Raw genomic sequence first — 13,315 nt, forward strand, 5'->3', positions numbered from 1 at the left:
CGCGCTCTCCGCGAGGGCGGCCGCCTCCTGGTGAGCGAAACGCGGCACGGGCTCGCCATCGAGGCGCGGGCCCATGTTGGCGTGGTGCAGCTCGGACCGCTCCGCGTCACGGTCCTGCCCAAGATCGCGACAGAGGATCTCTGGCACATCCTCGCCTATGGACTGGGGCTCGACGTCATAGACCGTCGCGTCCCGACCGAGCTGCTGCTGCCTGACGCGCCCTTCGTCGACGTCCTCGCTCTCCTTCTGCTCGAGGAGGCAGACGCGCTGCTCCGGCGCGGGCTCCGCCGGGGATACGGCGCCCACAGCGGGTGGCTCGGGTCGCCGCGCGGACGCCTGGAGATGGCCAAGCTCGCGGCCGCGTGGCCGCCGAGCGAGGCGGCGCTGCCCTGCACCTGGCACGAGCTAACGAGCGACACGCTCCACAACCAGGTCGTCCGGGCCGGGCTCCGCATCGCGAGGCAGGCGGTCCTCACGCCCGAGCTGCGCGGCGCGCTCGGCCGGGCCGAGACGGCGTGGGGAGAGCGCTGCAGCTCCGTTCAGCTCGATGCAGCGACGCTCGCGCGCGTCGAGCGCGAGCGGACACGCCTCACCGCCGCCTACGAGCCTGTCCATCGCCTGGTGGCGCTCCTCTGGTCGGGCGCCGGGATGCCGGACGATCTCGCGGCGCTCTCCCCAGGCGTCACCCCCATCCCCGGCTTGCTCTGGAACATGGCGACGCTCTTCGAGCGCTTCGTCGCCCGCTTTCTTCGCGAGCACGTCGAGTCTGGGACCGTCGACGCCCAGGTAACGCTCACGGATCTCTACCGCATCACGAGCGACTCGCGCGATAGGAGAGCGCCGATGCCGAGGCCGGATCTCACCGTCTCGCGAGGCGGTCGTGTCGTCATGGTGCTCGACACCAAGTACCGTGATCTGGCTGCGAAAGAGATCGGTGACGGCATTCTCTACCAGCTGTCCATCTACGGAGTTGCGTTCTGCCCGGCAGAGCCCGCCCCGCCGGTGCCCGTCGTGGCCCTGTATCCCGGGGACGCGTCGCGGGCCGAGGAGACTGCCGTCGAGCTCTGCGCGCCAGGGCGGCGTCCGATTCCCATCTATCTACGGCCGGTCGAGTGGGTCGAAGCCAGCCGTGCTGTGCGTTCGGCAGGAGGGCGCAGCCGGGCTGTCGCGCTGGCGGAGGGGTGGATTCGCGCGACGTGAGCTGCGGATCACGGCGCGAGGCCGAGCGCGCGGCGGCCGAGATCGTGCGCGCCCTGCGTCGCCGCCAGCGCCTCCGCGCCCGCGAGCTCCGCGAAGGCGCGCGCGTGGAAGCGCTCCTCGTGCAGGATGCGCTCGAACACCGCGCGCACGTCGGGGGGCGCCGCCGGGTCGGCGGCGATGACCTCGATGCGCTCGAGGCGCATGCGCTCGGAGTGCGCGCCCACCGCGCACCCGGTCTCGAGATCGCGGACGACATCGAGGGTCTCCTTCCAGTAACGCTCGCGCTTCGCGCCGATCTTCGGCTCGATTCCGCGGGCGGCGAGCAGGTCGCCCACCCAGACGGCGTGACGCCGCTCCTGCCCGGCGATGACGCCGAGGATCCGGTGCGCGCGCGTCCCGGGCTCCGCGAACGCGTCGCGCAGCATCTCGATGCGGCCGGCCGCGGTGGCCTCGCCGCGGTATTGATCCAGGAGCCAGGCGACGAGCGCCTCCGGATCTTTCTTCACGGCCTCCCACCAGGCGTGGCTGTCTCGGAGAACGACGGGATTCGAAGCGTTCATGGCGGCCTCCTTCGACGTTCGATCTTGGGGACCGGACCATCGGCGTCGACTAGAATGATTGGATATGCCATCGGCCGGACCGATACTCGACGGCGACCTCCTCCGCGCCTTCGTGGCCTTCGCCGACACCCTCAATTTCACGCACGCCGCGCGGCGCGTGGGGCTCTCGCAGCCGGCGCTCTTCGAGCGGGTGCGCCGGCTCGGCGACGAGCTCGGGGCGCCGCTCTACGAGCGCTCGGGCAAGCAGCTCCGCCTCACCGAACGCGGCCTGCGCGTGGCCGCGCACGCCCGCGACGCGGTCGCGCGGGCCGAGGCGTTCGCGCGGGATCTGCGCGGCGAGCCGCAGCGCGAGTCGGTCACGCTCGCCGCCGGCGAGGGCGCGTTCCTCTACCTGCTCGGCCCGGCCCTGACGCGCTTCGCCGCCGAGGGGGCGAGCCTCCGCCTGCTCACGCTGGGCGCGCCGTCGGCCTGCGCGGCGGTGCGCGCGGGCGACGCACACCTCGCGGTCGGCGTGCTCGATCTCGTGCCGCCCGAGCTCGTTGCGCGCGACGTGCTGCGCACGCCGCTCTGCGTGGCCATGCCGCGCCGCCACCGCCTCGCGCGCCGCCGCTCGCTGCGCCTCATGGACCTCGCGGGCGAGCGCCTCGTACTGCCCCCGGCGGGCCGATCGCACCGCGATTTGATCGGCCGCGCCATCGCGCGCCTCGGCCACGAGGTCGATCCGCCCATCGAGGCCGACGGCTGGCCGCTCATGCTCCAGTTCGCGGCGCTCGGCCTTGGCGTCGCCGTGGTGAACGGCATCTGCGCGCCCCCGCGCGGGGTGATCCTGCGGCCCGTGCCCGAGCTGGGCACCGTGTGTTACCGGCTCGTCACCCGCCGCGGCGCCGAGCTGCCTCCGGCGGCCGAACGGCTAGCGGCGCGGATCGTGGAGATCGGCAAAGGCGCCGCGCGGGCAGGGTGATGGCCTGTCGGGCGCGGAGCGGGCTACGACCGCTCCACGGCGCTCCGCAGCAGCGCCACGGCGGCCTCCCGCAGGATCGGCCCGTCCACGCGCACGGCGGGCGAGGCGTTCGCCAGCACCTCGTGGCAACGCACCGGCAGCGCTCGCCCGCCGAGCACCGCGATGATGTCCGGCGTGCTGGCAGCGTAGACGATGCGGCTCACCCCCGCCCAGAACAACGCCCCCGAGCACATGGCGCAAGGCTCCCCGCTGGCGTACACGGTGCCGCCCGCGAGCGCTTCCGGGCCGTGCGCCGCCGTTGCTTCGCGGATCAACATCACCTCGGCGTGAGCGGTGCAGTCGCCCTCCCCTGCGTTCGCCGTGCGCCGCTGGTTGCAGCTCACCTGGAGCACCTGGCCGCCCTGTACGAGCACGGCGCCGAACGGCATGTTGCCGGCGCGCAGGGCGTCGCTCGAGGCGTCCACGGCGAGCTGCATGAAGCCAGCGTCCAGGGGGTCGTCTGCTCGATGGGTCATGGTAAATCGACCTCGTGGTTGATGAGCGTATCAGATTTCATCGACGTCCGCGCTCCGAGGTTCCTTGTCATCCCCGCAGACGGCGAAGCGCTCACGGGTGAGCACGTGGCAGCTCGTCACAGACGGAGCGAGCCCTCACGTCTGCCGGAATACGCACGATGGGATGCGATCCGTCGTCACGACGCGTCCGGCCCAAACGGAATCACCGTTCACGACAGGTCGCCACCGCTAACGCGACCTTGGGCGACAACGCGCTAGGCAGGTGCATACGCCGGGCTCGGCTGCCCCTGCGGCGCGGGGCGAGCCGGCGTCGAGGCCTGCCGTGCCGCCTCTCTCTCTTGCCTCATCGCAATCGTCTTCCGGTACTGCTCGGCCTCTGCGACGCGGGTGATCTCGATTTCGCCGTGCATTCGCCGAACGGTCCTGGCGATCTCGTCGATCTCGACCTGGAAGAACTCCTTCTTCTCGTTGATTAGGTTGATACGCCGCTCGTGAAACGCTCGATGCAGGGCAGTTTCCAACGCCGGAGCATCATCCGAGTAAATCATCGCATGAACATCGAACGTGAACGGCACCGACGCATCACCGAGCTCCTGCACGCGATCCAAGGGATCCAGACGCCGCGTCATGCCTATCTTGTAGACGTGCTCCCCGAACGAGCCGATGTTGGAGATCACATAGACATGCCCCGAGCGCGTCATCTGCGCTCGGGAGATCGCGCGCTCCTTGTTGGCGTGCGCTTCGTCGAGCTTCTTCTGCAGCGCCTCGATCTGGGCTTGGAGCCTCTGCTGCTTCGCGCCGGCGGCCTTCGCGACCTCCTCTTGAGCTTTTCGCAGCGCCTCCTCGTAGCGCTGCTCTTCTCGCTCCGCCTCCAGCCTCGCCTTTTCGAGCTCGCGCTGCGCGACCTCCTCCTCGCGCATCTGTTCACGGATACGCCGCTGCTCCTCCTTCTCGGCCTGAACCTTCTCCTGGTACTCAAATGCAAGATACAGCTCTTGAAGCTTGAGATCGAGGTATGTCTTCGCGATCTCGCACTGCTGCACCTCGACGAGCCCATTGATGGCCTCCCACGACTTCTTGATGCGAGACTCCATCACGTTCACGTTCTTGTAGCTCACCCTCGCGATGGCGGCGTCGGACTCGCCATTGAACGCGCGCACGATGAGCTTGAGGGTCTGGTTGATCTGCCTCCGCCCTTCCGTGACGCTCCCGTCGACCGTCCACACGGTGCTGCACGTGGCGGCTGACTTGTCCTTGAGCATCTGCTTCTGACGATCCCGAATGTGCTCGAGCTTGCTCTGGTAGTGCTCCGACGACGAGAAATCGTACCGCGGCCGGTAGAAGCCGAAGGACCGGAGGTTCGATTCCTCGTCGAGCGCGCTGTGTTCGGCACGGAGCTTCGCGACGCTGGCCTGCAGCGACGTCAGGTCCGCCGTGCCCTGATGGAACTGGCCCTGGAGTCCCTGCAATGTCTGATCCCACTGCGCCCTGGCCTGCGTGACCTCACCGTGCAGACGCGCCCGCTCGGCATCGAGCTGAGCGACGGCGCGCTGCTTCTCCTGCTCCGTCGCGGCGATGCGGCCGAGGCGCTCGCTCACGGTTTGAAGCTCGTTCTGCAGCTGCACCTGTTGTGAGGCGAGATGCTCGACGGCGTTCCGCTTCTCCCTCTCGGCGGTGGCGAGGGCGGCATAAGCATGGTTGAGGACAGCGTGGCCCTGGCGGAGCTTTTCCAGCTCTGTGCCCGCGGTCAGATGTTGCCCCTGCAGATCTCGCAGAGCTTGCCCCCACTCGGCTGTGCTGCGCTCGAGCTCCCTTTGCAGGCGTGACCGGTCTGCCTCGAGCTGAGCAAGCACACGCTGTCGCTCTGACTCGACATCGACGATGCCTTGGAAGCGGTTGATCATGGCCGCATGCGTCTGCTGGAGCCGCGCGAGTTCCGAGAAGACGCGATCATGCCGCTCCTGGAGACCCAAGAGAGCCTGCTCTCGTTCGGCCTTCATCCGCTCGGCAGCCTCGCGGGCTCCGTCGAGCTTTTTCTTCTCGGCCCGCAGCCTCATCAGCCATACGACGAGCACGGCGATCACGATGAGCGTGAGACCGAGCAGGGCTCCCAGCAGGTGTTCCATGGTCGAGCACACTCCTTCGAGGGCGAGACCTGCCAGGCACGATCGTAGACCCCCTCGCTACCATCAACGTACCGGGTGTGTCATCGCGATGAAAGCGTTTCCTCCTGGGCAGAGTTCTCCCTACCTCTACGCACCATCCAGGGCAACGCATGAGCCAACGCCGCGCGTCATGGCATCTCGCGCACCGGTGCGAAGAGGTGGGCGAGCTTGGTCCGCCGTACAGCGCCTCGAGTACTTGGAGGCCCGCGACAAGAGGCTTCTTCCACGGGGGCGTGACCGACTCGCGGTACGTCGTGCTCGACGAGGTCGAGCTCCGCTCCGCAGCGCTCGGCAGGCCTTGCGGCCCGTTCAGGCCGAGCTCACAGCGGCAGCGGCGCTTCGGCCTTGTCGCCGAAGCGGCAATACCGCTCCGATCCGGAAGTCGCGCAGGAGCACGGTGAACGGAATTCCCAACCTCGTGTAGGCGGGCGTCCGGCCAGGGCAGAGATGATGGCCGAGCCCGAACGCGCCAGACCGCCGCTCCTTGACTGCGGGGCTCTGGAAGGCGTCCGTCTTCATGTCGCACTACCGATCGGGCTCGTAGCGAGGCGGATCATGGTAGAACGACGAGTAGTGCTGACCAACGTGCTACCTGCCAGCACTCATCTTTTGAGCGAGCTCGGTCGGGCGGTTATGATAAGAGAAAATCCATGAGATCGCTCGAAACGGCGCTGCATGGCTGGGGTGCCTTCTTGCTGTTCACCATCACCCCCACGAGCGGATCGCCTTCGGCCGGCGGCAGCTCCGCCGAGGACGGACGAAGCGATGCCAGCGGGGTTCGCGGCGGCCCTACCCAGACGCGCGAACCGAGCTTCGCCGATTGCCGTGGGGCAAACACCTATACGTTCAACACCGCATCGTCGGACACGCGCTGCGCGGGCCGCGGGCTCGTGGTCTTCGCGGACTCGGAAGTGGAGGCGCTGGGATGCGCCGCCGCGAGGGCCGTGCTCCAGGGGGTTCAGCTCGCCCCGGCGGGGGTGGCGCGAACGCACGCGATATGCGTCACCAGTCCCTTCGGGAGGTCGACCCAGCACGTCGTGGCGTACTCTCAGGATGACGCCAAGACGTGCGCGCGCTCCTATGTGTGCGCGGCGCTCGGCAACTGCACCGCCGCGCCGAACGCGTGTCAGTGACGTCGCCTCGCTGGATCGCCGCAGCGGGGAGCGAGCGTCCGGGGGAGAAGACACCAGGTCCGCTGAACGGCGGCCGAGGCGAAGAGGCGCATCGGTCGCCTGCGCTCGATGCTGACCGCCACCCCGAGGATGCCGGGAAGGCCCTCCCGGCTCCCTTCGCCTGCATGGCGTGAGCGGGTGCCGGGAGGCGCGCGGCAGCGGCATTCGACCGGACGCTTGTCCCCGCGCGCCTGGCGAGTCCGCTCGGCGGGGCCTGACCCGAGCGCGCGCTCGACGTTGCCGAAGGCATGCCGGCGCGGCGTGCGCGGATGGTCTTCGGGATCCGGCTCCTCGCGCACGTAGTCGACCACCCGGTCGCCCAGACTGGCCCAGCTTGCTTGCAAGCTCTCGACTGTCGGAGCGTTCGTGCTACTACGGCGCTCCCCATGAACGCCTCAGACGCGATCAAGGAGCGGGTGGACCGCTTTGTAAAGGACATCCTGAGCCTGGTCGAACGAGTTCAGGACGAGCACCGCGCCGCAGCGCACCGGACTGTGACGACGATGCTGGCCGATCTGGGACGGCCAGCGGCGAACGCCTCCTCGGAGCGCGGTCCGAAGCCCCGGAAGCGGCCCGCGCACGCCCAAAGGAGCGTGGCGAAGCCCACGAGGAGCGTGGCGAAGCCCACGAGGAGCGTGGCGAAGCCCACGAGGAGCGTGGCGAAGCCCACGAGGAGCGTAGCGAAGCCCACGAGGAGCGTGGCGAAGCCCACGAGGAGCGGGAAGCAGGGCGCGCTCTCGAAGCAGGGCGCGCTCTCGGGAGCGTCAAGCTCCTCGACGACGGCACCGTCCACGAGGAGGACCTCGGCACCGGCATCCGGCGCGGACCGAACCACGGCTGGCACGATGACCGCGACGGGGGCCTCGACGAGCGATCGGGAGGCTGTGGTGCTCGAAACCGTTCGATCCCTCGTGCGAGGGACGGCGACGGAGATCGCCACGCGCAGCGGGCTACCGAACGGGAGCGTGTACGTCGCGCTTCGCGCGCTCGTCGCTCGCGGCCGCGTGGCGAGAGCCGGGACAGCGAGGGGCGCCGAGTACAGCCTCGTCTCGTCCGGCGGGATCCGGCCCTTCAAGCGCGTGAAAGCTGCGAGGCCCACCAGCCCTGCGGAGATGGAACAGACCGCCGACGCCGCGCTCGCGGAGTAGAAGATTCCACTCACGCACGAGATCGTCGCGGCGCGTTGAATCGAGCCCAGAACCTCCTCCTGTCGAGGAAGAGGGGGCCATGCCCACCTGCATCGACGGGGTGAGGGCGAAAGTTCCGTGGGTGCTGTCGCTCCTTCGGCAGTCCTGATGGAATGCCGTTTCGCCGCGCCCCGCATCACCGATGCCTGTCCCGCTCTTCCATCGCCAGATCGAGCGCCGCCCGGCCGCTACCTCCTCCTCGCGAAGCAGCTCGCCTCCGCTCGCAGCATCGCGTCGGTCTCCGCCTTGATCTCCGCGTGAGTTCGCGCCTTGCGCTCCGCCTCGCTCGCCTTGGGTCGACCGCACGTTCCGCATCGCTCAAGCGAGCGGGCAGACGAGCGGCATCAGCGGGGTAATGTTAGGTGTTCAAGACCTCGGCCGAATCAGGTATCGCGCGATGCCTGACAACGAGACGACCGTCTCGCGGTCAAAAGCACGGACGCCACGTTTCGACCGTGGCCGAGCCTGGGTATCGATTGCCGTTCTCGTGCTGGCCTCGTAAACTCGCCGGACAAGCAATGTGTCGCCCGCGGTTGCTGGTAGTATCCCGTGCGCCGCGGACGAACCCAGCCGCAACAAGGTCCTACATGTCCGTTGTCTAGTGGCCTCGGTGCTCAGGGTGCTCGGGGCTGGCTCATCCCGCAGGGCGGGCTCGTGCTGGGCTCCGAAGCGAAGTACGCGGTGAGCGCTGTCTCTGGCCGGAAGCCCGACGCCTCTGCGTACATGCCTCGGAGCCGCAAGCCACCTCGGCGCGGAACGCTCCACGCTCCGCCAGACATCATGGTCGAGGTGGTCTCTCTTACCCCGCGGGACGCGCGACGCGACCGTGTCCAGAAGCTCCACGAGTACGCGTCTTTCGGGGTGCGCTGGTATTGGATCATCGACCCGCAGGAAAGGACGCTCGAGCTCCTCGAGCTGGGAACCGACCGCCGCTACGTGCACGCGCGCTCGGCGGCCGACGGGATCGTCGGCAGTATTCCCGGCCTGGAGGGACTCTCGCTCGAGCTCGACGCGCTCCGGAGCGAGGTAGAGCTGCTCGGTCCTGAATCCGGAGAAGGAGCGCTCGGAGACCCGGAAGCCCAGTCGCGTTGCCGCACTTCGTGCGGCACCTGCCTGAACCTCGAGCCGACGCTCAGCGCGTCGCCAAGATCTTGAAATTATTAATGAATTGCGTCCCCTGCGGGGTACGCCCGGTGGTGCACGCGCCGGATCGCGCGGCCAGCCTGCAAGGTGTACGGCTTCCGGTGGCCCTGGGGGTGGTCGCGTGAGGCGCCTCGATCGCCTCGTCGTCGCTGGACCAGCGACGTCCGTCCTCGCACCGGGGGCTGGGAACCAACCCACCAGGCGAGCCCAGCTCAACCCACAATGGCGTATATCCTGCGGCCGCCTCGGGCGCCCGACGTCGACCATACAGGATGGTGCGGAGGCCTCGTACCCCGGACTCAGCGAAGGGCGCGATCGCGGCGGGCGCGATCGCGGCCGGATCACCCGGTGGCGTCGGGTCGGGGCGGTGTGGCGCGAGCGATGCGTCGCGTCAGATGCAGGGGCGCTGCGTCCGTGTTGGTGCGGCGGGCCTACAAGAGTCGTCGCACAAGTGAGGCAAGGAGCTCGCGCCTCCGCGCTGCTACGCGAGGCGAAGCGAGGCGTCGACGAGGACGTGCACGAAGAGCCGGAGCAGACGCGGCAAGGCGTCGATCGCGCTCGATGGAACGTCGCCGTCGAAGACACCCTGGAGCAGATCGCACTCGTTGAGCGCGCCCTGCGCAACACGCCGCCCGGCAGCCTCTCTCAGCGGACATGGCGAGGGCGATGGCCCGGCTCTCTCGTCCGCATCACGGGCAGCGCCGGGGCACTCCTCGACGGCCGGTGACCTTTCCGAACTTCGTGAAGGAGTTACAACCCATTTTTCCCCCGAACAGTGCGCTCGCCCGAGAGCACGGGGACGTGCTGCGCGCCTTCGAGGTGTTCGATCTCGCAGGTAGGTACCTGTGCAAGATCGAGCCAGCTCTCGAGCACGTGTACAACGAGTGCGCGACGAAGCGTTCCAACAACCCGTCGAGCGCTGCCATCTGCGACGCGATCGATCGGTTCGTCGAGCACCGCGGCTACGCCATCACCGCCGGCCAGTACACGTTTCTTCACCATCTCGAGGCGCGAGGTGTGCCCTCGGCGTTCTTCCGCGACGCAGAGGCCGCGTTCGTGCGAGAGGTCATGGAAGGAATGCAGCGTACAAACCTCGCCTTTTCGACGAGATCTTGAAGCGTTCGCCGAGCCTCACCCAGTACGCGCCGGCCGCGAGCAGCTCCATCAAGCTGCCCCTCACCGAGCCGCTCGACGAACCAGGATTCAAGGAGCTGTACGAGCATTTGAGGGACTGCGTCGCGTGCATGGAGAACGGCTGCGAGCTTCTCGCCGAGATATACCGCGGGAAGCCCGTGCCGCCCAGCATTCAGGAGGTCTCGCAAACGACCAGCGAGATGGCGCTGCGGTGCCGGCCGATGCTTGACGGCACGTTCACCCATGCCGACCACTTGCGTGCCTGGGGCGTCGATCCGTCGACACATGCTGCCAACCGGGCGACGCCGGTGAGCAACAAGGGCCGGGCTGCGCAGAGCACCGAGCCGCCCCTGCGACCTCCCGCGCGACAGCAGGCGGCGCAGCAGCGGCCAGAGGCACCACGCTCCAGTGAAGACACGCACACCAGACCGCTGAACCTCCTCCCCGCCGCCGCGCAGAAAGAGTTCGGCGTGATGCTCGGTCGCTACGTGGTGCATGGTCTGCGGGAGCGGGTTGAACGAGAGATCCGGAAGACCGACTGGCCGGAGGACGTGCAAGAGGCCGCGCTCCAACTGTTCTGGGCCATGGCAGGCAAGCCTGCGCCGTCAGCGCCGTCTTCACCCGACCGCGTCGAATTGCCCGGTCCGTGCTCGCCGCGCGGGCCACGAGGTCCCCACGCGGGCGCGTCACCGTAGATCGCCTCCCGCGCCCACGGCGTGCGCGCGATCACCCCGCGCACGGTGTCCTCGATGAACGTCGCTGCGCTGACGGGACGCGCCGGCGGATGGGTTGGCTGCTTCGCTGGAGCGGGCCCCGGCGCGGCGTCCAAAGGCCACGCGGGGGCTCGCGGTGCGCCGTTGTCGGCGGTCACGAGGATCACGCCGTCGCTCTCGGCCACGATCACGTTCTGGGACGAGGGGCGCCCGCGGTCGCCCGGACCACCGACCACCAAGGCGCGCCGGAACCCCTCGGCCAAGAGCAAGCGCTGCCACTGGTCCAGACCGACCAGGGGCGACCCTGCGAGCCGGTTCTCTTCGTCCTCGAACCGCCACCAGCCCTCCAGGAGCCCGAAGGTCAGCGTCGCGAACTCCTGCTACCGTGTGACCTCGTTCAAGACGAGCCACCCGTTCTCCTTCAGCAGAGCCTTCGCGTTCCTCAGCGTCCGGGGGATACTCCTCGTGGCGTGGAGAACGTTCGTGGCGAGCGCGAGGTCGAACCGCCCGCCGGCGCCCCCCCACCGTCGCGCGTCCTTCTCGATGTCGAGGACCTTGAACTCGACGAACGGGTAGCGGCCGCCGTAGGTCTGAAGACCGTAGTGTGATGTCCTCCAACTCGTGGCGCAGTTCGGCCGACGCCAGGGCTATGGAGGTGACGAGACGCTCCCCGCGCAGCTCGATGAACCCGGCATCCACGAGGATGCCGAGGAGCGCGTCGTAAAGACGGCGATTAGGAGGGCACGAGCGCCAAGAGCTCTAGGAGATGCTCCTTCGTGTAGCTTTCGCCAGGCGCTCTGAGCACGCCCATTCCTTGGTGTGCCTTGAGGAGCAGGAGACTGCCGAGACGCCTCAAAGCTTCGTAGGATTCCTCGTGAAAATCCGTCACTGCTCTCTCCTGAATCCTGGCAGCGTCCTGACGCTCGACGGCCACGGGATCGACCTCACCCCTCCTGAGCGGGGCGATCGAAATGCTGTACCGAACCGACCGGCCCTGTGGCGCTGGCAGCAGAAACCGGTACGCCAGATGTCGCGGATACGCCTGTGATCCATGTCGATGCCGGCACGGAGGAATTCCACTCAGACCGGAGATCCACCCCTTCGGCGTGGTGGCGGATCTGTGGCGGCGCTCTCGTGCTCCGCCTCGTTTGTTCCCACGATCTGACTCGGGTTTCGCCGTTGTTCCGGCGAGTGTCCCCTCAGGAAGCTCGGCCGGGGACGAGGTCGAGGACCGCGAGCCCTTTGCGCCGCACATGGGCGCTCGCGGCGCGCCGCGTGGCCTCATCAACGACGACGCCGCGAGCGACGACAAATCGATGATCCGGCGCCACGGGCTCGTCGGATTCGGTGAGCACTGAAATTCCGAAATTCGCTTGCGAAGCCGCAAGCCGTCGAGCAAGAAGTCGAACAAGACGAGCAAGAAAAGGACGGCGAGGAGCCCGAGAATCCACCATCATGGCTTCATCCACTCGCCCTCTAGCGGCACACCACACGCAATGCGCGTGAGCCGATTAATAAAGTATCTTCATTCGATCGCAATCACAACATTGACGCACCGTCTCAGTTAGCGTATGAATAAGAGTCCCTATTAGGAGCGCACAATGACTGAATTTCTCCCGGGCCAAGGCACCCAGTCGCACTGGCGGACGCAGATCCATAATCAGCTTCGCCTACTCTCGCTGCTGGTACTTCCATCGAAGAATCGCGCCCATATCCTCTACGAGATCATGTCGACGGGCAACCTCCTCAACGAGAAGAGCCTGTTTCTCAACTACGGTTACTGGAGAGATTCACCGGAGACCCTGGACGCCGCGTGCGAGGCGATGGCGAAGCTCGTCGCGGAGACGGCGCGGGTCTCGCGCGGGGATCGCGTCCTCGATGTCGGGTTCGGATTCGGCGACCAGGACATGTACTGGATGAAGCATTTCGAGCCGCGGCAGATCGTCGGGCTGAACGTGACCGAGATGCAGGTGGACATCGCGCGCCGCCGCGTCGCGGAGCGCGGGCTCTCGGATCGCATCGACTTGCGCGTCGGCTCCGCGACCGAGATCGGGTTCGAGCCCGCGTCGTTCGACAAGGTGCTCGCGGTCGAGTGCGCGTTCCACTTCCAGACACGGGAGCGCTTCCTCGAGGAGGCGTTCCGTGTCCTCCGCCCCGGAGGACGCATCGCGATGGCGGACATGACCGTATTCCCCTTCGAAGGCCCGCCCACCGTGGCCACGAAGCTCTCCCACTTCATGGTGAGGTCGCTGCAGCAGATCTGCAAGGAGAACATGGTCAGCCGCCACGTCCTGCGGGACATGATGACCCGCATCGGATTCCAGGACGTGGAGATCACGGTCATCCACGACGATGTCGTCATGCCGTTCTCGCGCTACATCGTGAAGCGCGTCCAGGATGACGAGATCAAGCGCCGGTTGCCCGCGTTCTCTCGTGCGCTGACCTTGAAGGGCGCGCAGGTGACGCTCGAGGGGAAGCACCCCGAGCGCGGGCTCGAATACGTGCTGATCTCCGCGACGAAGCCGCTGGCCGCTGCGTAGCAGCACGACGACGCGCGCTGCAACG

14 protein-coding genes are annotated in these 13,315 nt (G+C 67.8%); 9 read left to right on the forward strand and 5 right to left on the reverse strand.

Annotated features, from left to right (window positions below):
• Positions 1 to 30: 30 nt before the first annotated feature.
• Entirely contained in the window at positions 31 to 1,200 is a 1,170-nt protein-coding gene (locus WMF34_RS21295) for an McrC family protein (protein WP_437994372.1), read from the forward strand.
• 8 nt (positions 1,201 to 1,208) lie between these two features.
• Here WMF34_RS21295 and WMF34_RS21300 read toward each other — a convergent pair whose 3' ends face one another.
• Entirely contained in the window at positions 1,209 to 1,760 is a 552-nt protein-coding gene (locus WMF34_RS21300; protein ID WP_437994373.1) for a ferritin-like domain-containing protein, read from the reverse strand.
• A 64-nt stretch (positions 1,761 to 1,824) separates the two neighbouring features.
• Between WMF34_RS21300 and WMF34_RS21305 the strand changes: the two genes are divergently transcribed.
• The gene (locus WMF34_RS21305) at positions 1,825 to 2,721 is read left to right on the forward strand and encodes a LysR family transcriptional regulator (RefSeq protein ID WP_012236753.1); all 897 of its coding nucleotides are present in this window, start codon (positions 1,825 to 1,827) and stop codon (positions 2,719 to 2,721) included.
• Between the two features lie 23 nt (positions 2,722 to 2,744).
• On the opposite strand, the gene WMF34_RS21310 is transcribed toward WMF34_RS21305, so the two are convergent.
• On the reverse strand, positions 2,745 to 3,236 hold the full coding sequence (locus WMF34_RS21310) for a nucleoside deaminase (RefSeq protein WP_012236754.1): 492 nt from the start codon (positions 3,234 to 3,236) through the stop codon (positions 2,745 to 2,747).
• Between the two features lie 254 nt (positions 3,237 to 3,490).
• Complete coding sequence (locus WMF34_RS21315; RefSeq protein ID WP_437994374.1) at positions 3,491 to 5,362, reverse strand: DUF4041 domain-containing protein; 1,872 nt, start codon at positions 5,360 to 5,362, stop codon at positions 3,491 to 3,493.
• A 689-nt stretch (positions 5,363 to 6,051) separates the two neighbouring features.
• On the opposite strand from WMF34_RS21315, the gene WMF34_RS21320 reads away from it, so the two are divergent.
• From WMF34_RS21320 to WMF34_RS21345, 6 genes are all read left to right on the forward strand, one after another.
• Positions 6,052 to 6,534 carry a hypothetical protein gene (locus tag WMF34_RS21320; protein WP_437994375.1) on the forward strand — a complete coding sequence of 161 codons (483 nt, stop codon included), beginning with the start codon at positions 6,052 to 6,054 and terminating at the stop codon, positions 6,532 to 6,534.
• 308 nt (positions 6,535 to 6,842) lie between these two features.
• On the forward strand, positions 6,843 to 7,721 hold the full coding sequence (locus WMF34_RS21325; RefSeq protein ID WP_437994376.1) for a helix-turn-helix domain-containing protein: 879 nt from the start codon (positions 6,843 to 6,845) through the stop codon (positions 7,719 to 7,721).
• Between the two features lie 588 nt (positions 7,722 to 8,309).
• On the forward strand, positions 8,310 to 8,915 hold the full coding sequence (locus tag WMF34_RS21330) for a Uma2 family endonuclease (protein ID WP_437994377.1): 606 nt from the start codon (positions 8,310 to 8,312) through the stop codon (positions 8,913 to 8,915).
• A gap of 439 nt (positions 8,916 to 9,354) precedes the next feature.
• Positions 9,355 to 9,630, forward strand: a complete 276-nt coding sequence (locus WMF34_RS21335) for a hypothetical protein (protein WP_044965432.1) — start codon at positions 9,355 to 9,357, stop codon at positions 9,628 to 9,630.
• Positions 9,631 to 9,704: 74 nt separating this feature from the next.
• Positions 9,705 to 10,019: a hypothetical protein gene (locus tag WMF34_RS21340; protein ID WP_044965434.1), complete on the forward strand. Its 315-nt coding sequence runs from the start codon at positions 9,705 to 9,707 to the stop codon at positions 10,017 to 10,019.
• Positions 10,016 to 10,732 (forward strand): hypothetical protein, encoded by a 717-nt coding sequence (locus tag WMF34_RS21345; RefSeq protein WP_437994378.1) that lies wholly within the window; start codon positions 10,016 to 10,018, stop codon positions 10,730 to 10,732. The genes WMF34_RS21340 and WMF34_RS21345 overlap by 4 nt, the downstream gene beginning before the upstream one ends.
• 398 nt (positions 10,733 to 11,130) lie before the next feature.
• Here the strand turns inward: WMF34_RS21345 and WMF34_RS21350 are convergent, their stop codons facing one another.
• Together WMF34_RS21350 and WMF34_RS21355 are read right to left on the reverse strand one after the other, a co-directional pair.
• A complete protein-coding gene (locus WMF34_RS21350; protein WP_437994656.1) occupies positions 11,131 to 11,295 on the reverse strand; it encodes a class I SAM-dependent methyltransferase in 165 nt (54 codons plus the stop codon).
• A 654-nt stretch (positions 11,296 to 11,949) separates the two neighbouring features.
• The gene (locus WMF34_RS21355) at positions 11,950 to 12,207 is read right to left on the reverse strand and encodes a hypothetical protein (RefSeq protein WP_157906820.1); all 258 of its coding nucleotides are present in this window, start codon (positions 12,205 to 12,207) and stop codon (positions 11,950 to 11,952) included.
• A 144-nt stretch (positions 12,208 to 12,351) separates the two neighbouring features.
• Here WMF34_RS21355 and WMF34_RS21360 point away from each other — a divergent pair, with 144 nt between their 5' ends.
• Complete coding sequence (locus WMF34_RS21360; protein ID WP_012236765.1) at positions 12,352 to 13,290, forward strand: SAM-dependent methyltransferase; 939 nt, start codon at positions 12,352 to 12,354, stop codon at positions 13,288 to 13,290.
• The last annotated feature ends 25 nt before the right edge of the window (positions 13,291 to 13,315 follow it).

The sequence above is a fragment of the Sorangium sp. So ce145 genome (genome assembly GCF_051525985.1).
GTDB lineage: Bacteria > Myxococcota_A > Polyangia > Polyangiales > Polyangiaceae > Sorangium > Sorangium cellulosum_B.